The 21689-nt window shown below is 72.2% G+C and carries 16 protein-coding genes and 1 pseudogene; 4 read left to right on the top strand and 13 right to left on the bottom strand.

The features are described from left to right. The first annotated feature begins 93 nt into the window (after positions 1–93). Positions 94–639 carry a winged helix-turn-helix domain-containing protein gene (locus tag PWG71_RS18040; protein ID WP_274810968.1) on the top strand — a complete coding sequence of 182 codons (546 nt, stop codon included), beginning with the start codon at positions 94–96 and terminating at the stop codon, positions 637–639. Further along, positions 564–1199 carry a transposase gene (locus PWG71_RS18035; RefSeq protein ID WP_274810967.1) on the top strand — a complete coding sequence of 212 codons (636 nt, stop codon included), beginning with the start codon at positions 564–566 and terminating at the stop codon, positions 1197–1199. Before PWG71_RS18040 ends, PWG71_RS18035 begins: the two co-directional genes overlap by 76 nt. Here the strand turns inward: PWG71_RS18035 and PWG71_RS18030 are convergent. Both PWG71_RS18030 and PWG71_RS18025 read right to left on the bottom strand, forming a co-directional pair. Then, the gene (locus PWG71_RS18030) at positions 1191–2024 is read right to left on the bottom strand and encodes a DEAD/DEAH box helicase (protein WP_274810965.1); all 834 of its coding nucleotides are present in this window, start codon (positions 2022–2024) and stop codon (positions 1191–1193) included. The genes PWG71_RS18035 and PWG71_RS18030 overlap by 9 nt on opposite strands. Before the next feature lie 61 nt (positions 2025–2085). Then, positions 2086–2793, bottom strand: a pseudogene (locus tag PWG71_RS18025) (serine/threonine-protein kinase); the annotation flags it as partial. 565 nt (positions 2794–3358) lie between these two features. Here PWG71_RS18025 and PWG71_RS18020 point away from each other — a divergent pair. After that, positions 3359–5023, top strand: coding sequence for an HsdM family class I SAM-dependent methyltransferase (locus PWG71_RS18020; RefSeq protein WP_274810963.1), 1665 nt, complete (start codon positions 3359–3361; stop codon positions 5021–5023). 44 nt (positions 5024–5067) lie between these two features. Here PWG71_RS18020 and PWG71_RS18015 read toward each other — a convergent pair whose 3' ends face one another. The 5 genes from PWG71_RS18015 to PWG71_RS17995 form a co-directional block, all read right to left on the bottom strand. Then, positions 5068–6522 carry a DUF6177 family protein gene (locus PWG71_RS18015; protein WP_274810961.1) on the bottom strand — a complete coding sequence of 485 codons (1455 nt, stop codon included), beginning with the start codon at positions 6520–6522 and terminating at the stop codon, positions 5068–5070. Beyond that, entirely contained in the window at positions 6519–7031 is a 513-nt protein-coding gene (locus tag PWG71_RS18010) for a hypothetical protein (protein WP_274810960.1), read from the bottom strand. The genes PWG71_RS18015 and PWG71_RS18010 overlap by 4 nt, the downstream gene beginning before the upstream one ends. Before the next feature lie 322 nt (positions 7032–7353). Next, entirely contained in the window at positions 7354–10050 is a 2697-nt protein-coding gene (locus tag PWG71_RS18005; protein WP_274810959.1) for an ADP-ribosyltransferase, read from the bottom strand. A gap of 38 nt (positions 10051–10088) precedes the next feature. Then, entirely contained in the window at positions 10089–10454 is a 366-nt protein-coding gene (locus PWG71_RS18000) for a DUF6507 family protein (protein ID WP_274810958.1), read from the bottom strand. 690 nt (positions 10455–11144) lie between these two features. Beyond that, positions 11145–12005 carry an alpha/beta hydrolase gene (locus PWG71_RS17995; RefSeq protein ID WP_274810957.1) on the bottom strand — a complete coding sequence of 287 codons (861 nt, stop codon included), beginning with the start codon at positions 12003–12005 and terminating at the stop codon, positions 11145–11147. Positions 12006–12230: 225 nt separating this feature from the next. Between PWG71_RS17995 and PWG71_RS17990 the strand changes: the two genes are divergently transcribed. Beyond that, positions 12231–12740 (top strand): hypothetical protein, encoded by a 510-nt coding sequence (locus PWG71_RS17990; RefSeq protein ID WP_274810954.1) that lies wholly within the window; start codon positions 12231–12233, stop codon positions 12738–12740. Here the strand turns inward: PWG71_RS17990 and PWG71_RS17985 are convergent. From PWG71_RS17985 to PWG71_RS17960, 6 genes are all read right to left on the bottom strand, one after another. Next, positions 12728–12919 carry a hypothetical protein gene (locus PWG71_RS17985; RefSeq protein ID WP_274810953.1) on the bottom strand — a complete coding sequence of 64 codons (192 nt, stop codon included), beginning with the start codon at positions 12917–12919 and terminating at the stop codon, positions 12728–12730. The two genes, PWG71_RS17990 and PWG71_RS17985, sit on opposite strands and share 13 nt — an antisense overlap. 118 nt (positions 12920–13037) lie before the next feature. Next, on the bottom strand, positions 13038–13988 hold the full coding sequence (locus tag PWG71_RS17980; RefSeq protein ID WP_274810951.1) for a bile acid:sodium symporter family protein: 951 nt from the start codon (positions 13986–13988) through the stop codon (positions 13038–13040). A 103-nt stretch (positions 13989–14091) separates the two neighbouring features. Next, positions 14092–14484 (bottom strand): hypothetical protein, encoded by a 393-nt coding sequence (locus tag PWG71_RS17975; RefSeq protein ID WP_274810950.1) that lies wholly within the window; start codon positions 14482–14484, stop codon positions 14092–14094. Positions 14485–14731: 247 nt separating this feature from the next. After that, on the bottom strand, positions 14732–16012 hold the full coding sequence (locus PWG71_RS17970) for a TIGR02679 family protein (RefSeq protein WP_274810948.1): 1281 nt from the start codon (positions 16010–16012) through the stop codon (positions 14732–14734). Positions 16013–16026: 14 nt separating this feature from the next. Beyond that, the gene (locus tag PWG71_RS17965; RefSeq protein WP_274810947.1) at positions 16027–20259 is read right to left on the bottom strand and encodes a TIGR02680 family protein; all 4233 of its coding nucleotides are present in this window, start codon (positions 20257–20259) and stop codon (positions 16027–16029) included. Continuing rightward, a complete protein-coding gene (locus tag PWG71_RS17960; RefSeq protein ID WP_274810946.1) occupies positions 20259–21626 on the bottom strand; it encodes a DUF2398 family protein in 1368 nt (455 codons plus the stop codon). Before PWG71_RS17960 ends, PWG71_RS17965 begins: the two co-directional genes overlap by 1 nt. Positions 21627–21689 lie beyond the last annotated feature (63 nt).

Below are 21689 nucleotides of genomic sequence, written 5' to 3'. Positions count from 1 at the left end.
CTTTCTCGTTCTCCGGGACGGTAAATACTCAGCTTGAACTCGTGGTGTCCGGTACCTGGTGACATCGGTCGGCCACCGAGGTACGACGTCCTCATGAGGTACGCGCAAGGGGGCGGACTCACGCCCCAAGAGCAACAGCGGCGAGAACGGCTGCGGATGCAGGCGGCCGAGCACTTCGCCCGCGGTACCAAGACCGGGGTCATCGCGCGGGAGCTACGGGTGAGCGAGCGGTCGGTGCGGCGCTGGCGGCGGGCGTGGGAACAGGGCGGCGTGGACGCGCTGCGCTCTCGGGGTCCGGTCTCGGCCGAACGGCTGAGCCCGGGGCAGTGGGAGCGCCTGGAGAGGGAGCTGGAGCGCGGCCCGCTCGCGCACGGGTGGGGCGATGAGTTTCAGGGGTGGACGCTGGCGCGGGTGAAACTGCTGATCGGGCGGATGTTCCACACCGGCTACACCGTCCAGGGTGTGTGGAGGCTGCTGCGTCGGCACGGCTGGTCCGTCCAGGTGCCCGTGCGGCGGGCGCTGGAGCGCGACGACGAGGCGATCGAGGTGTGGAAGAGGGAGGTGTGGCCGCGGGTAAAAAGACCGCGGCGGACCTGGGCGCCTACGTCTGTTTCGAGGACGAGGCGGGGCAGGAGCTGAGGCCGCCCAGGGGGCGCACCTGGGCCCCGCGCGGGCGGCGGCCGGTGGTGCGGGTGCGCGGCCGGGGCGCGGGGCGGGTCAACGTGGCCGGTGTGGTGTGCTACCGGCCCGGTGACCGCTCCCGTTTCTTCTACACGCCGCACCTCTACCACGGCCGCAAGGGTGAGCCCAAGGCGTTCTCCTGGCGGCGTTACCGAGATCTGATCGTCATGACCCATCTGCGGTTGGGCGCCCCGGTGGTGTGGTGCTGGGACAACCTGAACGTGCACCTGGTGCGGGAGCTGGTGGAGTTCGCCCAGGAGCACCAGGACTGGCTGCGCATCGTCCAGTTGCCCCGCTACGCGCCGGAGTTGAACCCGGCCGAGGGGATCTGGTCGCTGCTCACACGGTCTCTGGCCGACTTCGCCGCCGCTGATCTGGTGCATCTGACCCGGGTGGTCAAGCGGAAGCTGAAGAAGATCCAGTACCGGCCCCACCTCATCGACGGCTGTCTGTCGCCCACCGGCCTGACCATGGAGCCCGACACGGTCACATCATCGGACATCACCAGTTCAAGCTGAGTAGTTGGTGAGCAGGATGTCCGGCGGGTCGTCGCGCAGGCGCTTGCGGGCCTCCTCGCTCTCCTGGCCGGTGTAACGGGCGAAGGTGACGGGTTCGCGGCCCTGCCCGTAGCCGTCGACGAGGAACTTGCGCAGCTCGTTGAGCTGGCTGTTGGCCAGGGCGTTCATGGGGTGCACGATGATGGCGCGCACCCGCTTGGAGTGGTTCCCCCCGGCTTTCTCTCGGTCGCGCTCCTTCAGGACACGGTCGACGATGGGGACGATGTAGGAGAGGGACTTGCCCGAGCCGGTGCCGGTGGTCAGGACGTAGGAGCGGCCGCTCTGGGCGGTCTCGATCGCCTCGCGCTGGTGGCGGTGCAGGGTGAGGGGGCGGCCGTCGCAGACGGTGCTCCCCTCCTTCTTCTGCGCCTGGAAGATCCGGGCGGTCTCCGGGTGCAGCAGGCCCTCGCTGACGAGTTCGGGGACGGTGCCGCCGGAGGCGAAGAACGGGTTGAGGGACAGCCAGGGGTCGGGCCACTGGGATTTGGCGTCCAAGTCCTGCTTGAGGTACGCGGCGATGCGCTCGTCGCGCAGGACGGTGCCGCCCTGGGTGAAGTCCCGGTACTCGGAGATGAGCTGCTCGTGGAGGGAGAACACGTCCATGACGCCGAGCGGGGCGTCGTGGATCCGGTGCACGGTGGTGCTGTCGGGCAGGACGGGGGCGGGGGCGGGCACCGGCAGGTGGGCGCGGGGGTCGAAGTCGGCCCAGGCATCGACGGTGGGGGCGGTGCCGGGGGCCGGAGGCCGCTGCCAGGGTGCGCAGGGTGTCGCGGACCTCGGCGGCATCGCCCGTGCGATCGGCCGGGTTTTTCTTGAGCAGGTGCTCGATGAGGTGGGTGAAGGGGCCCGGGAGGTCGGCGCGCAGCATGCCCAGGGGCGGGATGTCGTCGTTATTGTGCTTGTAGCCGAGCTCGAAGTTGGTGACGCCGTCGAAGGGCGGGGCCCCGGTGAGGAGCTCGTACAGGACACAGCCCAGGGCGTAGAGGTCGGCGGCGTAGGTGACCTTGGCGCCCTGGAACTGTTCGGGGGCCATGTAGCGAGCGGTGCCGACGGTGGTGTGGGTACTGGTGAGCTTGGTGAGGTCGGGATCGTCGACGATCCGTCCCATGCCGAAGTCCAGGACCTTGACCAGGCCGCCACGGGTGATCATGACGTTGGCGGGCTTGAGGTCGCGGTGGACGACCCCCTCTGCGTGGGCGGTGTAGAGGGCGTCGGAGATCTGGGCGCCGATGGCGGCCGCCCAGGAGACGGGCACCTGGGGGACCTCGTCGCTCAGGTCGCGCAGGGTGCGCCCGTCCAGGAGCTCCATGGCGAGGTAGGGAAGATGGTCGCCGCCGGTGGTGTCCATCCCGCCGTCGACCACCCGGGGGATGCGCGGGTGCTCGAAGCGGCGCATGATGTCCACCTCGCGCAGGAAACGCTTGACGGACTTGTCCCCGGGGTCGACCGGGGCGCCAGAGCGGCGGCGCAGGATGAGCTTGACGGCGACGCGGCGGTCCTGTTCGGGAGTGCCCTCGGGTGGTCGGGTGTCCTCGGCCCGGTGGACCTCGCCCATGTTGCCGCGGTCGATGATCCCGTCGAGGCGGAAGCGGTCCGCCACGTACTGCCGTTCCATCGCTCTGTCCCTTGCGCTTCGCTGTGTCGCTGTGCCGTCCGGGGTGTGCACTCACCGTACGCCCGCGGGACCGAGGTCCGGGGGGAACGGGAAGGCGGCCCGGCCGGTTCCAGGCGACCTCCGGAGGCAGGCCCGGAGCCGAGGGCCGGGACGCCGGCCCGGACCGGGGAGGGCCGCACTCGAGTACACAGTTCTTGAATACTTGAGAACCTGAATGCTGTTTACTTCGCAAACATATACAGCATGGTGGAGTGTGGCAAGCCTCAATGGGAACCAGGGTGATCCAGGGGAGCGACTACCGATCGGATCCGGGTTCCACTTTCCCTTGTGGAGGCGAGGACGCGCGAACGCCCGGCGAGGATGGCACCCGAGACCCGTTCGTCACATGCCCCCGAGGAGCAGCGGGCCGACGACCGGGGCAAGGATCCCTTGCCGAAAAGGGGCGTTGACAACGCAAACAAGCGCCTCTCCGGAGGGCGATATCCGGCCGTGTACTGTGACCTCCATGGATTCCCGGGACCGGACCGCCACAGACGAACAGCAGGTCACCGCCGCCGACATCGCGCGGCTGGCCGGTGTCACCCGCGCCGCCGTCTCCAACTGGCGCCGACGCCACGACGACTTCCCTTCCCCCGTCGGCGGGACCTCGTCCAGTCCCCTGTTCTCCCTGACCGGCGTCCGTGCCTGGTTGGAGAGCCAGAACAAGGGGGTCGAGGAGTCCACCGAGGTGCGGCTGTGGCACACCCTGCGCGGCGACCACCCCAGGCGGATGCTCCTCGCGCTGGCCGACACCGTCGGGTATCTGCTGGACGGGGACCGGGGCGGGCTGGGCGACGAGGCGGTGCGGCTCCTCGGGGAGCTCGTCGCCGAGTCCTCCCCCGCCGAGGTCTCCCGAGCCCTGACCGAGCGATTCCTCAACGCCGGGGAGCGCGCGGGCACCCCGTCCGGTTCGACCACGCGGCTGGTGAGGGCACTGGCGGCGCTGACCGGCCGTACGGCGGCCCGCGTGTTCGACCCCGCCTGCGGGACCGGGACTCTGCTGTTCGGGGTCGGTGCGCCGGACGCGGAGCGCACCGGGCAGGACATCGACCCCGACGCGGTACGGCTCGCTCGCGCCCGGTCGGAGCTGGAACTCGGGGATGGGGCCGACATCCGGGTCGGCGACGCACTGCGTTCGGATCAGTGGGAGGGCCACCGGGTGCCGCTGGTGGTGTGCGACCCGCCGCCCGCGACCACCGACTGGGGGCGCGAGGAACTGCTCATGGACCCGCGCTGGGAGCTGGCGGTGCCGCCCAAGGCGGAGAGCGAGCTGGCGTGGCTACAGCACGCGTACGCGCACACCGGGCCCGGCGGGCAGGCGGCCGTGGTGCTGTCCACCTCGTGCGCCTACCGGCGCACCGGGCGGCGCACCCGAGCCGAACTGATCCGGCGCGGACTGCTCACGGACGTGGTCGCGCTGCCGGCCGGGCTGGCCGCGGCGCACGCCCAGCCGGTGCACCTGTGGCTGCTCAGACGCCCGACCGGGACCGATGACGCGGCCCGGTCGGTGCGGATGTGGGACCTGACAGGTGTGGATCCGGACGGCCCGTGGGCGTGGCCGGAGCAGGGGTGGGCCGAGGTACCGCTCATCGACCTGCTCGACGACGAGGTGGACCTGACACCGGGCCGGTACCTGGCGCCCGGATCGGAGGACCTGGCCGAGGTGGTGACGGCGCTGCGGGAGGAGCTGCGCCGGTCGGCGGAGGGCATCGACGGCCTGCTGCCGGAGGTGTCCGCGGCCGGTTCGGTGGAATGGTCGGGAACACAGGTGCGGGTGGGCGACCTGGTCGACGCGGGGCTGGTGGACGTGGCGGGCGAGGCGCCGCACGCGGTGGACGAGCGGCTGGACACCGACTTCCTGCGGGGGTTCATGGCAGCGGCCGCCAACACGCGGCGCTCCACGAGCGCCAGCGGCACCCACCGGACCGATGTCCGTTCGGCGCGCGTGCCTCAGATGGGCACGGACGACCAGCGCCGGTACGGGGCGGCGTTCCGGGCGCTGGAGGAGTTCGAGCGGCGGGCGGAGGAGCTGGCGGCACTGGCCCGCAGAGCGGCGGAGCTCACCAGGGAGGGGCTCGCCTCGGGCGCCCTGGTCCCGGAGGACGGCGGCCCTCGCTCCATCGATCGATAAGGGTGGTCGGCGGTCTCAGCTTGATGTTCGACCTGTGCCCTCGGTCAGCTCGTTGAGCGGACCGTCGGCGCCGGGGACAGGTGGCGGTGGAGCAGGCGCAGGCGGTTCCAGTCCTCGGGGCGGGTGCCGTCACCGGTCCGGTACCAGGCGGTGGGGTTGAGCGAGGGGCCCAACAGGCTCACCGGGACCGGGGCGGTCGCGGGGTCGGTGACGCGGAGTTCGGTGATGCCCTCAGGGCCCAGGGCGAGGCCGACGGGGGCGGGGAACCCGGTCCAGCGGGGTTCGGGGCGGGTGCCGGGGCGACGGGCGACCGACATGCTCCGGATCAGGCCCCGGGAGGCGAGTGCAGCGACGGCGCGTGGGATCGCGTCGAGGTCGGGTTGGGCTTCCGGCGGGTGGACGACGGTGAGGCAGACGGTCTCCTTGACGCCCTCCTGTACCCGCTGGACGCGCAGGAGGCCGTGGAAGCCGAGGGTGTTCGGATCGCGGACGGAGTCGGGCATCCCCGAGAACGGCAGGAGCGAGGCGGCCGGCGCGCGGTTCCGGCACAGGCGGGTGAGGGCGTGCGGGTCCCAGGGCAGGAAGAGGGGTTCGCCGGTGTCGAAGAGGGCGATCCGCCCACCGGCCAGGTGCGCGGCGAGGAGTTCGGCGGCCTCGCCGAGCAGCAGGTCATCGGTGGCCGGGTGGAGCGTGGTGAGCTCGACGGTGAGCCGCCACCCCGGGGCCTGCCGCCCCTCTGCGGGCAGGTGGTCGGGGTGGGGACCGTGTTCCCGCAGCGCGTGGGTGTCGGTGACGAAGCCGTGGCGGTCGTCCCAGACCAGGGGCTCACCGGTGAGGGCGTCGTGGTGGGTGCCATCGTTGCTGATGACCCAGCGGAACAGGGGTCCGGTGGCGAGGAAGGCCGCCAGCAGCGGGGTGACGGTGCTGCCCGGCGGGGTGACGATCTGAACGGCGCGCCCCTCGGGCCCGTGGGTGGCGAGGGCGTCGGCCAGCATCGCGGAGAAAGGGATGAGCGGTCGGTCGTCGGCGGCGAGGAGGGTGTGTTCGGTGGCGGCGATGAGGGCCGGGTGGGGTGCGGGGGTCGCGATCGGCGGAGCGGTCGCGTCGGAGGGCGTGGTGCGGACGGTCCCGCCGTAGCGCGTGGTCAGGGCGGCGGCGAAAGCCGTCAGCGCGGTGAAGGCGTCGGGATGGGAGGCACGGGCCTCCACCCACCAGGGCTGGGCCGGAACGTCCTCGTCGTCGAGCGGGCCGAGCAGGCGTTCGGCCTCCGCGAGGACGCTGACGTGCCGGGCCGCCTGGACGGCGGCGACGGTCCGGTCGGCGGCGTCGCGCAGCTCGATGAGCACGCCGCCGGCCACCGGGTGTGGGCACAGACCGGTGGCGCGCAGGGCGTCGAACAGGCCGTGGACGGCCGGTCGGTCGTGGAGCAGGGCCACCAGGGTCCGGCCTGCGGGCAGGGGCGGGGCAGTGGGGGCGATGGCGGTGGGCGCCGTGGTCATCGGCGGGCGATCTCCTTGAGGGCGTCCAGGCTGGGGGCGGTGCGCTCCTCGGCATCGGAGTCGATCCGACCACCCTTGGGATCCTCCGGCGCACCGACACGCGAGCGCAGGGCCTGGAGCGGAGGTACGCCGCTCTCCTGGAGCTGCATCATCTCGTCGATCCACCAGGCGTTGGCCCGAAAACCGACCGGGTCACCCGGAAGGAGGAACTGGAAGGCGGCCGCGTCGTCGGTGACCGACGCCCACAGGTATCCGATCAGCTCGTCTCCGAGGCGCACCGGAAGGTATCGGACCGGCTCATCGGTGCGGGGCCGGTAGGTCTTCCCGATGGTCACCGGCGCGAAGTCGTCCCACCGCTGCCATTCCCAATCCTTCTCGGCCTGCTCCATAGTGGGGATCGGTTCACCGCTGTCCCCCCATGTGAACGGCCGGTCCTCAAGTCCGGGGTTGGCGACCTCGTCCAAGGCGTCGAGACTCGGCAGCTCCTCAAGAGACGCGTCCCGCGGCACACCACCGGCCTCCGGGTGGGCAGGAGTCCGCCTCCACTCCTCCAGTGCTTCCCGGGGAGGGAGCCCTTGCCGAGCCGAGTCATGGGAACGGCGAGCCCAGACCGCCAGGGCTTTGACGCGATCCTCGTATTCCAGCGCCGAGACGACCATGATGTACCCTGCGGCAAATTCGGACGGATTCGCGGAACACCAGATATGAGCGATTCGCTCCCCGTTCAAGAACACCGGATAGTGGAGCACCGCACCTTCACTGGAAGAGTGGTAGTCGCCTCCGACACCAAAGGGAAAATTCACGGGAACTCCACAAGAAGAAAACCGAACATCAATAACCGACGATCCTGACATCGAGAACGTACCCTCCGCCCACGGGCTCGACCCGGTCCACGATGTACTGGGTTCCTCTCGGAAGGATGAGTTCTCTCTGGAACGGGTAAACGCTCCTCTCTCCCATCCACAGGCCCCGCGCCTCGGTGTCGAAAGTCAGATTCATAACATACGGGAAGGGTTTCCCGTCGACCCTGGTGGGCTGGGAACCAAGCGAGGTCGACATGTACCCATGCTCGGTCTGAAGCTCACCCTCCACACCTTTGGGGTCCTTCGGGTCGAATCCCACCATGTGGTTGATGCCGTGCATCCCGCGCACCAGCTCGACGCTCTCGGGAAGCGGGCGGTCGGTCGCGGCGTCCAAGCCGGTGAGAAGGCCGTCAACGGCAGCCGCATCAGGGTACGTCCCCCCGTTCATCTCGGCGGCCAGACCCGCGTATCCAGATCTCTTCAGCCAGCCGGAGAGGCGATCTTTCGGGCTCCCGTCGGTAAGAATGTCTTGGATCAGAGTTCTCTGGTTGGCCGTGAGGTCGGTTCTTGTACTCGCGGCCATCAGGTCGGCCACCGTAGGACGGACGCGACCATTGAGTTCGTACAGCTCCCACCCCACACTCGACCCGTCTCCCGCTGCGATCCTGCTCTGGGTGTAGTCGACCATCCTGTCGAGAATCCTCTGCACCTCTGTGGGAGAGCCGGCCCTGGCAACGCTGTTGATCCATGAGTTCCTCGTGTAACCGAGAGCGAGTTCACGCTGTTCGGCGGGCAGGTTGTCGAAGGCGTGCGGGTTGGCGGTCGGGTCCAGCAGCACCTGCTGCGCGTAGGCGTCCACCTCGGACTCGTCGGCGAAGCGCCGGATGCCATCCACGTCCAGATGCCCGGGGTAGAACGCGGTCGGGTCGGGCGGCGGCACGGGCACCGGGTGCGTGGTGGTGCTGTCGGTCGGAGAGGTACCGGTACCGCTGTTGGAGCCGCCCTGCTGGCCGCCGTTCGGGTCCTGGCCGCCTGTGACGGCCTGGGGGTCGCCTCCACCGTTCCCGCCTCCGTCGGGGCCGGATCCCGGGTCGACGGTGGCGGGATCGGGGGCGTTCGCGTCGACCGTGCCGGTACCGTGCGCGACGCTCGCCGTACCCGTGCCGCCGGCCCACCGGGTTCCGTTCGTGCCTTCGGTGCGTGCCGAGGGATCGGCCCCGTTCGTGGTGTTCGCAGTGGGCGCCGGGTCGGTGCCGTTGACGGGTGCGGCGGTCCACGGGTCGTTCGCGTTCCTGTCGGTGTCCCCTGCGACCGACGTGGAAGGCGAGGTCGTATCGGCCGTTCCGGAGGGTGTGGTCAGGATGTCGGTGTCCGCTCCGGACGTGCCTTGACCATTCGAGGTACCGGAATCGACGGGTCCCGTCCCCGTGGAGTGCGGTGCCTCGGTGCGGTCGGCCCCGTTCAGGTCGTTGAGGTCGCTCAGCGTCTGCCGGACCTCGTTCAGGGAGGGCGCGCCGTCGTTCCCCGCGCCGAAGCCCTCCTGTCCGGGGAGTGAGGAGGCACCGGGACGGTCTCCGGAGGAGAGGCCACCGTTTCCGGACGACCCCTCACCGCCCCGTGAGGAGTCGGAGGGGCCGTCCGGTCCACCGCCCAGCCCTGACGGGCCATCGAGAAGGAACTTGAACACTCCGACCCCGCTGGCCATGAGTGCCGCGTTGGCGACCCCGGTGGTGATCGAGTAGGCGGGACGCTCCTCCCACTGGTCGTAGGCGACCAGCGATCCCAGGAGCTCACCCGCGGGCCCCCTGAAATGCGCGTACCACTCGTCCACCGACTCATGGCCGGTCCACTGCCCGTCGACGTAGAAACCGGTGAGGGTCGCGTACCCCTCCTTCAGGTCCCCGAAGTGGGCACCCATGTTCTCCTGCCACTCGGTTCCGAAGGGGTAGGCCGCCCTCCCGTCCCGGTAGACACCGGAGGCCGCGCCGAGACCGAGCAGCGCCCCCATGCCCATGTCGCCCAGTGCGGCCATCCCATCGCCGAGGACACCGCCGGCCGGCGGCGCGTCCACCGGGCTCCCCCACGGGTTGACCGCGTCGACCAAGGGCTTGAAGGAGCCGTAGTAGACCTTTTCTCGACCGTCGCCCGTGCGGCCTGGAACCTCGGGCGACAACTCGGACCACCCCGCGAAGTAGGTGCCGCCGAAGAGGCGGGTGATCTTGTTGGCGCAGTTCCGTTCCGCGTACTGGTAGTCGAAGACCGCCGAGGCGATCCGGTTGTTGAGGGAGTTGTTGCGGTCCCGCAGGTCGTCGTCCTCGGCCCAGTCCTCGTCCGTGCCGATGTCGGCGCGCAGGGTCTCGGCCTGGCTCTTGAGGGAGACGAGCTTGCTCTTGGCCTCCCGGGCGTCGGCGGCGAATTCCGACAGGGCGTCGGCCACGGTCTCCACCGCCTCTTGGGCGTCGAGCGTGTGGGAGCCGACCGGGTCCATCTTCGCGAAGAGGGTCTCGGCTTCGGGTGCGCTGTAGACGCCGCCGAGGCCGGCCCAGGAGGCGGTGATGTCGCTACCGGACCGCCCGATATCGCCCGCGGTCCCGGTGAGCCGGGTGGCCGTGGTCTCCAGTTCGTCGGGGTCCACGTCGGGGATGGGGATCAGCGAGGGGTCGACGGCGCCGTTGGGAAGACAGGCGTAGGCGCCGCCGCTGTCCCAGGGGGAGGAAGTGGTCATGTGCTCTCGGGGATCGGGGGTGGGGGGCTGCGGGCGGATCAGTGGAGGGTGACCCCGGGTGGTCTCTCTTCCTCCAGGTCCGCGGCGATCACGGCGTCCTGTGCCTCCGCGGCCATCTCCAGGTTCCCGTTGACGTAGTGGAGGGTCGCCTCTCCCGCCCCGTTGACCGCGCCGGAGGCCAGGCCGATCGCCTCCCCCAGGACACCGAAGTAGTGTTCGGCGAACTCGCTCAGTGCCTGACCGATCGGGGCGCTGGCGGCGTGGGTGTCGGCGTCGACCAGGTGATCTCCGAGGTCGACCGTGTCCCCGGTCAGGCCGCTGGTTCCCTCCTCGTCCCCGATGTGGGAGAACACGGTGTCGAGGATGGCGCCGACCTCGGCCGGCTGGATGTTCCAGGTGGACATGGGTTCGCTCCGTTTCACCGTCTGGGCCCGGGGTGGCGCTCCATTCGCTACCGAGACGGGTGATCCGAGAGCAGAATGTATCGGAAGCCTGAGACGGGGTTCCGGTACCCCTCGCGTTCCGTGGTCCGGCCACGGTGGCGCGATCTGGGCGCCCTCGCGGCGGAACACCGGCCCCACCTGGCACGGGACCGGGGCGCGCACGTCCTCGTGTGCCGGGCCGCCGCTCAGGGCACGTCCGGATCCGGCCATTTCCGTGGGGGACGGCACAGGTTCCGCGACATGGGGGCCGAGAGCGGTGTGGATGGTCATGGGTGCGGGAGCGCGCTCGATGGTCTCGTTCGGGAGGCGGGGCACGCGCTCCGGGAATGCCCTCGGAGTCAGGCCCGCACGAAACGGCGTGGGCCGCCGAACGTACCCGAGGTGTCGGAGGGGTGCGCGAACCCGTGGGAGCGGGGACGGCCGGCCCCGACCGTGGAGGCGCTCGTGTCGTGGCCGGGGTTCGCGCCGCTGTTCACCGAGGAGGCGTCGGAGCGGGTGTGCGGCCGCCTGGAGCGGTTCGGTTGCCGGTTCCCGGGCGAGTAGGGCGAGGCCCGACCCTGGTGAGGGCCGGGCCTGGGCCTCGGCGGGGTCCGGCGTCGAGGCCGTTCGATCCGTGCGGCCGTGCCGGTGGGCGGCGCGGCCGCACGGGGGTCAGGACCAGTTCTTGCGGTCGATGTCCCAGTCGGTGGAGCACAGGCCGCAGGCGTCGCCGACGAACTCGGCGCGGGCCGTGGGGTCGTCCTTGAGGTGCCAGCGGAGCCAGGCGGCGCCGACCCGGCCGTACTCGCCGCCGTTGGGTTCGGCGAAGGTGCCGTAGTGGCCGACGTCGAGGTGGCCGATGAAGGCGGGCAGCCCGGCGGGGAGCTTTCCGTAGTCGTCCAGGGCGTTGGCGTAGGCGATGTCGCTCGGACCGCCGGTGAAGTAGGCCACGGGCGCGTGCAGGTCGTCGAGGAGGTGGTCGTCGCGGTCGGTGAGCAGGCCGCTGTTCCAGAGCACGGTGGTGGTGATCCGGGGGTCGTCGGCGACCTCGTAGGTCTCCAGTCCGCCGCAGGACTGGCCCATGACGGCGATGTGACCGGTGTCGATGCGGCCCCGGTACTCGCCGAAGAGGCGGGTGTTCTCGGCGACGGCCCAGTCGATGGCCTCGGTGAGCATCTCCGCGTCGGTGCGGCCGGTGCCGCCGGGGCGGCCGTTGGCGATGACGAGGAAGCCGTGGGAGGCGAACTCGGTGAGCACGTTCTCGAACCAGGTGCCGTCCGCGCGGCAGGCTCCGTTGCCCCACACGACGATGGGCAGGGTCTCGTTCGTGGGCAGGGTCAGGGGACGGTAGACGGTGTGGTCGCGCAGGCGCCAGGTGGTGACGTATCCCGCGTCGTAGGGGCCGGTGCCGCCGGCGGCCTCGACGACGTTCTGCGCCGAGGCGGTGGTCGAGGCGGCCGGGAGCAGGGCGAGGGCCGTCAGCGCTCCCAGGATCAGGGCCGCGAGGCGGCGTGGTGCTCGTCGTCGGTGCATGGGGGTCCTCTGGCAGGGGGGGCGGGTGTGCAGCGCGCTGGTTCCCGAATATCGATCCCCCGTGAGCGGGTGTCAACGGTGGGTGACCGAGGACGGGTCGTTTCCCTGATCCCGGGGGCGGCCGGGAAGGGCCGAACCGACGGGGGCCCGGGGGCGTCGGATGAGAGCGGAGACGGACGGACGGGAACGGGGTGGACGGTGGGACGGGGTCCGGGGGCGCACGAGGTGACCTCGCCGATAGGGCGGGCGGGGTTGGCGCTGGTCGCCGGGGTGCTGGCGTATTTCCTCCTTCAGGTGGGCGCTCAGGTGGTCGGGTACGAGTGGGCGTCGTTGGGGGCCGCGTACGGGTTCTCCGGGGAGACCGGGCGGGTGACGGTGACCCACGAGGAGCGGGTGCGGAACAGGGAGGTGTGCCACGGGACGTTCGAGCCCGACGGCGACGGCCTCGCACGGGAGGGGGTGCGGGTGCACTCCTCCGGTCCGTGCGAGGCCGGGCGGGTGGACGAGGCGCGCCTGCTACCCGGCGAGGACACGTGGATGTCGATGACCGAGCGGGATCGCGCCTACGTCGACGCGGGTTTCGGCAGCGGGGCGGGGACGTCGATCGTGATGCTGGTGCTGATCGGCGCGTTCTGTTCCGGGCTGGGCGGGCTGTTCGCCCTGGGGGCGTTGGTCGTGGGCGGACAGCTGGTGGTGGACGTGCTGCGGAGGGTGTTCCGTCCTCAGTCGAGGTGACAGCGCGGGTGGGGGATCCGTCGGCGGCGACGGGGTCCGGGGCGGCGGACGGGTTCGTGCGCGCGGGTCCGGGCGGGTGCCGCCAGGGCGGGGGCGGGCGGCGGGGCCGGGGTGAGGGGGACGTGGGCGCCGGTCGTGGTCAGGGACAGGGCGAGAAGGCCGGAGAGGATGCGAGGCATGGGCACCAGCCTGCCAAGCATCACTCTCCGATGTCAGATGATCACCCGGAGAATACTGTCCGGTTGAGGACATCGAGTACAGGTGTGGTCGTGATCGTGCCCGGGTAGGCGGTTGTGATCACGGGGACGGGACCGGGGCGTTCCTCGGCGAGCGGCGGGCCCAGTAGGTGGCCAGGACCGAACCGGACATGTTGTGCCAGACGGAGAACAGCGCCCCCGGCAGGGCGGCGAGCGGGGAGAAGTGGGCGGTGGCCAGGGCGACGGCCAGTCCGGAGTTCTGCATCCCCACCTCGACGGCGACCGCTCGGCGGGCGGTGTCGGGCAGACGACCGATCACGGCGACCAGGTAGCCCAGGCCCAGACCGCACGTGTTGTGCAGGATGACGGCGAGCGCCACGAGCAGGCCGGTGCCCAGCACCGCGTCGGCGTTGGCCCCCACGATGCCGGCGACGACGATGACGATGCCCGAGACCGAGACCAGGGGCATCGCCGGCAGGAGGCGTTCGACCAGGGCGGGCACGGCCATGCGCAGGAGGAGGCCGGCGATGACGGGGCCCAGGACGATCTGGAGGATCGACAGGAACAGGGCGCCCGCGGGGACCGGGAGGGTCGAGTTCGCCAGGGTCAGGACCAGGAGCGGGGTCAGGAACGGGGCGAGCATCGTGGAGACGGAGGTCATCGCGACCGAGAGGGCGACGTCCCCGCGGGCCAGGTAGACGATGACGTTGGAGGCGGTGCCGCCGGGGGCGGCGCCGACCAGGATCATGCCGACGGCGAGCATCGGCGGCAGGTCGAGCAGGTGGGCGATGCCCCAGGCCAGGGTCGGCATGACCGTGTACTGCACCAGTACGCCCAGGAGGACGGCCCTGGGGTGGCGGGCGACGATCGCGAAGTCGGACGGGCGCATGGTGAGGCCCATCCCGAACATGATCACGCCGAGCAGAAGCGGTGTGTACGGGGCGATGTGCGCGGTCTGTTCCGGCAGGAGGAGGCCGAACACGGCCCCGCCGAGGACGAGCAGGGCGAACCATCGGCCGGCGAAGTCGGCGATGTTCTTGATGAGGGTCATCGGTTCGCTTCCCAGTGTGTTCCCCGGGGTGGACGGGACGTCCCCCGGGCGGTCGCCGCCCCGGTCGGGGTCGACACCGCCACGTCAGGGTAGTCCTCGGGGGTCAGTGGGCGACCAGCTGGGTGTCCAGTCCGTCGTCGGGGTGGTAACTCCAGGTCGCCTCGATGCCGTCCCATTCCAGGCGCTGGCGGCCGTCCAGGGCACGGGTCTGGCCCATCTCGACGAAGAGGCTGTCGGGGGCGTCCAGTTCGGTGAGGACGCAGTCGAGTTCGTCGTCGGTGAGACCGGTGACGTCGGTGGCGCCCTGGTGCTGGAGGAACAGGGAGCGCCCCTCGTCACCGACCTGGGCGTCGGGGTGATCGGTGAGGCCGCACGTGTCCAGGGCCGCCTCGAAGGGACGTGGGCGCAGGTCCAGGGAGGTGAACAGGAGGGTGGCGCCCACGCCCAGGAGCAGACCGCTCAGGAGTCCGATGACGAGGGTGAGCAGCGGGGGCACACCCTTGGCGGGCGGAGGGGGCGGGGTCGGGACCCCGCCCGGTCCCCCGACCGGGACACCGGGCGGTACCGGTCCGCCGGGCGGCGGCGGAACGCTCCAGCCCGGGCCGGGGGCCGAGGGCGTGACGGGCGGCGGCGGGGCCCAGCGTGGCGGCCGACCCGCTCCGGGTCCCTCCTCCGGGGGTGGGTGTCCGTCCATGCGCCCGCCTTCCCTGTACTCCGCGCTCAGGAACTCATGCCCGGTGGGGTCACATCGCATCCTCCGGCGCGGGCAAAGCCGGTGCCGGATCCCGGACCAGGTCCCGTAGGAGATCGTCGTCGACGGACTCCTCGTGGACGGCGCGTCCGTGTCGGGTCATCGCCTGGGCGAGCGCCGGATCCCAGGGGGTGGGCCCGGCGCCGGTGAGTGCGGGGAACACGTCGTCGACGTGGGCGGTGTAGTCGGCGGCCGACATGCGCCACGGGGAGGCGCCGTGGCGGTCGATCGCGTACCGGGCCATCGCGATTCCGGCGGCGTCGAAGTCGCCGTGGTAGCGCAGCCGGCCCCCGCCGGCGCGGATGGCGGCGGCCAGGCGGTGGAAGGCCGCCGAGGGCCAGCCCTCGGTGCACAGCAGCGGGGCGCAGGCGGCGCCGAGCCCGTCGGCGGCGCGACGCAGGACCGCGGGGTTCTCACAGACGGACACGACCGGGGCGGTCACCGTGATCGGCAGGGTGACGAGCTGGTGGAGGGTGACCTGGAAGGGGACGCCCCGGGCGGCGGCGTCGGTGAGCCACTCCCCCAGTCCGGCTCCCTCGGCGGGCAGGCCCAGGACCAGGACACGGCTGGCGAGGTCGTCGCCGATGACACCGTGGGCCTCCCACAGGGCGCGGGTCGCCTCGGCCGTGTCGGCCCGGGGCAGGCCGGTGCGCTCGACGAGAGCGCTCAGGACGAGGGTGGCCAGCGGGGTGCGGTGTTCCAGGGCCTTGGTGTCGCCGGTGGCCGTGGCCGCCAGGGACGGCAGGGGCAGCGGTGGCGCGGTGTCGGTGCGGGCGTCGACGACCTCCAGGATCCGCACGGCCCGGCGCAGCCGATCGGTATCGCCCCGGTTCGCGAGTTTGGTGACCGTGCCGTCGCCGGAGATCCGCTCCAGCCAGGTCCGGTACCAGTCGGCGGCGTTGAGGGGGCTGTCGCGGGCGGGGGCGAGGATCTGCTCGCGGAGCCGTCGCCGCTCCCCCTCCTCGTCGCGGGGGCGGCGCAGGGGTGGGCCGACGGTCTCCAGGATCTCGATGAGCCCCTGCCCGGTGGCACGGCGCACGCTCGTGTCCAGGCGGTCCAGTGACACGACGATGCTCTTGGCGCCGGGGAGGTGATCGCTGCCGAGGAGGCCGCTGACGGCGGCGCACTCGGCGTCGGTGGGAGCGGGGACCGTGGCCCTGCCTCCGAGTTCGGCGTTGCGTCGTTCCAGGGTGCGCCGGGCCGACTCCAGGAGGCGGGCGTAATCGGGACGGCCCAGGGGGTGGTCGGGACGGCCCAGGGGGTGGGGCGACATGGGGGTCCTTCGGATCAGACGGGGTCGAGGGCCTCGGGGGCGTCGTCGACCGCCACGGGCAGCGTGCCCTCGGTGGCCAGGGGGACGAACCGGCTCGGGGTGATGCCGAGCAGGTGGGAGGACAGGGCGTCGTTGCCGGAGAACCCGGCGTCGGCGTCGATGACCTGGGCGCCGTCCCACAGCATGAACATGGCGGAGACGGTGTGGGAGGCCTTGTCGTGGTGCATGTCGTAGTGGGCGGCCATGGGGACGCTGTCGTAGTGCACCCACAGGTCGTGCCCGGTCATGAACACGTCGAGGTCGAAGGTGACGGTGAGGCCCATCAGTTCGGGCTTGTAGCGGTCGTCGATCCCGGCGAACGCCTCGTCCAGGGCGATGAGGCGCGGGCAGGTGGCGCGGGCCGAGGAGTACAGGGCGTTGGCGGCGGCGAACAGGGGCAGGTGGATGGCGGCGGACTTCTCACCGCCGGACATCTCCTCGTGCTTGGCCTTGGTGAGGCGGGCCTCGTCCTGGCCGGGGACGGCCTTGCGCAGTTCGAACCGGTACCACTCGCGGTAGTCGAGGACGGCGGCCAGGACCTGCTTGTAGGTGGCGCGCGGGTGGGCGGCGTGGTACTCGCGGATCAGTTCGCGCAGGAGGCCGCGCAGTTCGGTCAGGCCGCCCTGGCCCAGGCCGACGGAGTCGCGGCGCAGGAGGTCGGCGACGGCGCGGCGGCGGTCGGTGAGGTGGTCGGCGCGGGTCCACCGGATGCCGATCCGGGTACCGGAGGTCATGGGGCGCGACCGGGTGTCGGCGTCCATGCTGCGGACCAGGTCGCGGGCGGTGCGGACGCGTTCGTGGATCTGCTGGGCGATGGCGGAGAGGAGTTCGTCCTCCAGGACGCCGCGCTCCTCCCTGCGGAGCAGGGCGTCCTGTTCCTCGACGCGTTCGGCGATGGTGCGGGCGAAGGCGGGCAGCGGGTTGCGTCCGGTCTCGTCCCCGACGTGGACGGTGATGATCCCGCCCGGGTCGGCCTCGTGGTCGACCCGGTAGCCGTCGACGGTGGTGGCGAGGGTGTCGGTGAACACGCGCAGCGCCTCGGACATGCGGGTGGCCGCGGACTTGAGGGCGGTGTCGGTGACGGGGGCGGTGCCGACGCTCTCGGCGAAGGCGTCCAGTGTCGCGGGGACCCCCGGGGGCAGGACGGCGCGCAGCGTCCCGTTGGGGTCGCCCCCGCCGGTGACGGCGGCGGTGATCCGGTCGGCGGCCTCCTGGGCGTCGGGCCACAGGGTCGGGGCCGGCCAGGCGTGGTCGCCGTCGATGCCCAGGAGGACGCGCGGCCCCGGTCGGGTGAGGGGGGTCAGCCCGGCGCAGTGATCGAGCACCGACTCCAGTGCGAGCAGGAGCGAGGAGCGACCGCTCTCGATGCCGGTCTCGGCTCGGACGACGCCGTCCCGGGCGGCGGCGGCCCGCTCGCGCAGGTCGGTCAGGACGGAGCGGCCGTGCACGAGGTCGTCCTCGGTGCGGCGCAGCCGGTCGATGATCTCCTGGGCGGAGGCGTCGATACCGTCCCTGCGGGTCTGGAGGCGCAGAAGGGTCTCGGCGTGTTCGGCGGTGCGCTCCTCGTGGGCCCGGGTGCCGCTCCGGTGTTCCTCGGTGAGACGCCCGATGGTGGAGGTGCGCTCGGTGAGGTCGTGTTCGGTGCGGGCGATGTCGGCCCGGGTCTCGTGCAGGGTGCGGTGGGCGGCCCGGAACACGTCGAGGGCGGCGGCCACGGCGTCCACGTCGGCGGGGGCGGTGGGCATGGAGCGTTCGGCGGCGACCGCGCGCAGGCGCGTGCGGTGGGCGTCGACGTCGGCGGTGGCCGAGTCCAGGCGCAGGCGGGCCTGTGCGCGTGCGGTGCGGGCGCCCGCGACGAGGGTGGCGTGGTGTTCGACGGTCTTGACGGCGCGGGCGACGGGGGTGACCTCGGGGAGGTCGCCCCGGGCGATGGCGAACACCTTGACCCGGTCGGCGGCCCGGTCGAGGCGGCGCCCGAGGTCGGCGAGGTCGGCGGTGAGCGCCTCGACGCGGGCGTCGAGTGCGGTGAGGCGCTCGCGGCGGCGCGCGGCCCGGTTGGTGGCGCCGATGAACTCGGGGGCGGCCTTGGGGCCCGCGCCGACCAGGACGCCGTGGCCGAAGCGGGCGTCGAGGGTGACGTGGGGGGTGCCGGCGGTGGGGGCGTCGGCGGGATCGAGGAGGGCGATGGAGGCGAGCAGGGCGTCGATGGTCCGGGTGGGGACGTGGTCCTGTTCCTCGGCGAGGAGGACGTCGGCGAGGGTCCGCGGGGCGTGCCCGGCCGGGGCGGGGAGCAGGTAGGCGTCGGAGGTGCCGTCGGCGAGGGCGGCATGGGTGAGGTCGGGGTCGGGGTGGACCCAGGCGGTGAGCAGTCCGGCGGCGTCCAGGGCTCCCTCGACGGCGGCGGCGTGCGCGGGGTCGAGGTGATCGGCGAAGCGGACCAGGCGCCACAGCGGAGCGCCGGGGCGGCCCTCGCGGGAGGCCGTGCGGGCACGGTCGGCGGGTGGCGCGTCATCGCGTTCCGCGGCGATCTCGGCGTGTTCGGCGCGCACGGCGGCGAGGTCGGCGGTCAGGGCCTCGTGGTCGGCGGTGAGACGGTGTTCGTGGCGGATCGCCTCGGTGCGCGCCGGGTCGGTGATCTCGGTGAACACCTCGGGAAGAGTGGGTGCGCCGGGCTCGCCGCAGGTGTCCAGGACCCCGATGAGGGTGTCGGCGTCGGCGGGGGCGCAGACACCGTCGGGGCCGTCGGTCCAGCGGTGGGCCCAGGCGCGCAGGGCGTCGGTGACCTGGGCGCGGACGTCGGCGAGCCCGGCCTCGGCACGGGCGCATTCCGCCTCGGCGTCGGCGAGGTCGGTCCCGGCGCGGGCGGCGTCGGCGTCGGCGCGGGCGCGTTCGGTCTCGACGCGGTGCAGTTCGGTCAGGTGCGCGCGGATCTCGTGGACGTCGGCCTCGCGGGCGGCGGCGCGGGCTCGGGCGGTGGTGAGGTCGGTGTCGGCGGGGCCCTCGCCGTCGACCGTGACGCCGGCCCGGTCCGCGCTCTCCCGGACCTCGGCGACCAGGTCGGCGATGGCGGCTCGTTGGCGGTCGATGTGCAGGCCGACGCCTCGGGCCTCGGCGGTCAGGTGGTCGATCTCCTCGCTCTGGCGCTGGAGTCGGCGCGCCTCCTCGGTGAGGTCGCGGCCGATGCGGTCGTTGTGCCGCAGTTCGATCTCCAGGGCGCGGGCGTCGCGCAGGGCCTCGCTCTCCTCCAGGCCCTTGCGCACCGCCTCCAGGCCGTTCACCTCCTCCTCGACGCGACGGACCTCGGCGGTGAGGTGTTCGGTCTCGGCGGTGGCGGTGGTCAGCGCGCCGGTGTGCCCGGCGAGGGTGGTGACGTGCTCCTCGGCGCGGTTCAGGGCGGTGGCGATGCCGGCCGACCGGTGGCGGGCGTGGGCGGTGAGGTAGGCGGTGTAGGAGGTGGTGAAGGCCTCGACGGCGGTGTGGGCGGTGGTGGCGTCGTCGAAGCGGCGCTGGACCGCGGAGAGGTTGGCGAAGTCGCGGGCGGCCTGGTCGATGAGTTCCTCGTCGATGGGGCTGAGCCCGGCGGTGAGGGTGTCGGAGACCTTCTCGGGGTCCAGGTCCTTGGCGAGCAGGGGGCGGCGCAGGGCCAGGAGCAGGTCGAGGAGTTGGACGTAGCGGTCGCCGAGACCGAACAGGCGGGCGTCGACGGCGGCCCGGTAGTCGGCGGCGGAGGTGTGGTGGGAGCCTTCGCCCAGGGCGGCCTTGAGCTGGCGTTCGGTGAGGGGGCGGTTGTCGGTCGCCAGCAGGCCGAAGTCGACGCCCAGGCGCTTGTCGGTGACGAAGAAGGAGGTGGCGACGCCGTCGCGGTGCTGTTGGGCGCGCAGGCCGATGATGAGGGTGACGGTCTCGGGGCGGGGGCCCTCTCCGGGGCGGGCGAACTCCATCCACACGAACCCGTACTCGGCGTCCTGCCCCCGGTAGAGGAGGTTGGACTTCATGGTGCGGTTCTGGCCGCTGAAGGGGTCCAGGCGGCGCGGGTCGGTGTGACCGTCCAGGACGAACGGGAACAGCACCTCCAGGGCCTTGGTCTTGCCGGAACCGTTGTGGCCGCGCAGGACCAGGCGTCCGTCGGCGAAGGTGAACTCCTCGTCGAGGTAGTCCCAGACGTTGATCACCCCGGCCCGGGTGGGCTTGAAGCGGTCGTGGGACATCAGGTTCCTTCCGGTTCGAGGCCCAGGGGCAGCATGCCGGTGTCGGGACGCTGTGGGAGCGCGCCCTGGATGTTGCGGTAGCGCAGGGCGGCGGGCAGAACGAGGACGCCGCCGGGGACGGGGCGCAGCAGGGACAGGTCGGTGAGCAGTTCGAGGGCGGCGTCGAGCAGGCCGCGGGGGTCGCGCTGCCAGGCGGCGGTGAAGGAGGCGGCGCCGAACTCGGCGAACAGGTCGTCGACCATCGCCTCCAGGCGACCCTGTTCGATGAGCGGGGCCGTGGCCGGTTCGGGGGTCGCGGCGGTAGTGGCGGGGGCGGTCCAGGCCAGGGCCTCGACCACACCCTCGCGGGGCAGCGCGGAGTCGACGCGGGCGATGAGGTCGGCGTGGGCGGTCGGGGCGGCGGTCAGGGGCAGGTGCGTGAGGGCCGCCCGCGCGGTCTCCATGCGGTCGGCGATCTTGGCCAGCAGGAGCCCCGCGGTGCGGTTGACGGCGCTGCCGCGACCGGGGAAGGGGCGGTCGGTGAACAGGCCGCCGGAGTCGGCGAGCAGGACGCCCTCGGATCGGCGTTCGACGGCCAGTCCGGTGAGGTGGGCGACCTCCTCGGCGACGCCGGGGACCCGCAGGGCGTCGGCGACGTCGGGGGTGACGTCGGCGTAGTGGACGACGGGGTGTTCGACGAGGAGTCGGCGGGCGCGGCGGGCGGTCTGTTCGCGGGTGGGCTCGTCGGGGTGGTGGGCGAGCAGGCCGGCGACACCGGTGACGTGCTGGACGGGGCGCGAGGGGCGGAACAGCACCTCGCAGATCTCGTGGTCGATGTCGAAGAGGGCGTCGGCCTGGCCGTGGCCGCCGGCCCACGCCTCCAGGGAGCCGTCGGAGACGTGCAGGGCGCCGTGGTCGACGAGCCAGGAGCACACGTCGACGAGGGCGGCCTTGTGGGTGCCGTCGGTGGGGTCGTAGCCCAGGCCCTCGATGGCGTTGGCGGAGGGGGCGAAGTGGCGGATGAGGTCGGCCAGGCTCACCTCGACCTGGGAGCGCTGGAAGGAGGCGAGCAGCAGGCACAGGTAGGCCAGGCGGCGTCGGTCGAAGGGACGGCCGGCGCGGGCGAAGACCTGGCGCTGGGTGGGGTCGAGGACGTCGGGTTCGCGAACCAGGCGGACGTGTTCGGTGGTGGCGATGAGGGTGTGGCCGAACAGCTCGCGCAGGTCGTCGGAGAGTTCGTCGGCCCAGCGCAGGACGTGGGAGAGCACACCGGGCCGGGGGCGGGAGCGGGTGATGAGGTCGCAGGTGAGGACCCGGCGCATCGCCTGCTGGTAGGAGCCCAGGTCGGCGGGGTCGATCCGGTGCGCGGGACGGTGTCGTCGGCTCATCGCCCCTCCTCGGGGACACGGATCGGGCGGAGGGCCACCGAGGATCGGCGCCGTCCGGCGGAG

The sequence above is a fragment of the Nocardiopsis sp. N85 genome, from assembly GCF_028882275.1.
In the GTDB taxonomy this organism is placed as follows: Bacteria; Actinomycetota; Actinomycetes; order Streptosporangiales; family Streptosporangiaceae; genus Nocardiopsis; species Nocardiopsis lambiniae.
Note: the sequence above shows the minus strand (reverse complement) of the source record. Positions and strands in the feature narration are given on the sequence as shown.

Excerpts from the sequence above, each read along its gene's own strand:
- PWG71_RS18030 (WP_274810965.1), bottom strand. The coding sequence starts at position 2,024 with ATGCCGCCGAGGTCCGCGACACCCTGCGCACCCTGGCAGCGGCCTCCG.
- PWG71_RS17965 (WP_274810947.1), bottom strand. The coding sequence starts at position 20,259 with ATGTCCCACGACCGCTTCAAGCCCACCCGGGCCGGGGTGATCAACGTC.
- PWG71_RS18015 (WP_274810961.1), bottom strand. The coding sequence starts at position 6,522 with ATGACCACGGCGCCCACCGCCATCGCCCCCACTGCCCCGCCCCTGCCC.
- PWG71_RS18005 (WP_274810959.1), bottom strand. The coding sequence starts at position 10,050 with ATGACCACTTCCTCCCCCTGGGACAGCGGCGGCGCCTACGCCTGTCTT.
- PWG71_RS17970 (WP_274810948.1), bottom strand. The coding sequence starts at position 16,012 with ATGTCGCCCCACCCCCTGGGCCGTCCCGACCACCCCCTGGGCCGTCCC.
- PWG71_RS18000 (WP_274810958.1), bottom strand. The coding sequence starts at position 10,454 with ATGTCCACCTGGAACATCCAGCCGGCCGAGGTCGGCGCCATCCTCGAC.
- PWG71_RS18040 (WP_274810968.1), top strand. The coding sequence starts at position 94 with ATGAGGTACGCGCAAGGGGGCGGACTCACGCCCCAAGAGCAACAGCGG.
- PWG71_RS17960 (WP_274810946.1), bottom strand. The coding sequence starts at position 21,626 with ATGAGCCGACGACACCGTCCCGCGCACCGGATCGACCCCGCCGACCTG.
- PWG71_RS17980 (WP_274810951.1), bottom strand. The coding sequence starts at position 13,988 with ATGACCCTCATCAAGAACATCGCCGACTTCGCCGGCCGATGGTTCGCC.
- PWG71_RS17985 (WP_274810953.1), bottom strand. The coding sequence starts at position 12,919 with ATGCCTCGCATCCTCTCCGGCCTTCTCGCCCTGTCCCTGACCACGACC.
- PWG71_RS17995 (WP_274810957.1), bottom strand. The coding sequence starts at position 12,005 with ATGCACCGACGACGAGCACCACGCCGCCTCGCGGCCCTGATCCTGGGA.
- PWG71_RS18020 (WP_274810963.1), top strand. The coding sequence starts at position 3,359 with ATGGATTCCCGGGACCGGACCGCCACAGACGAACAGCAGGTCACCGCC.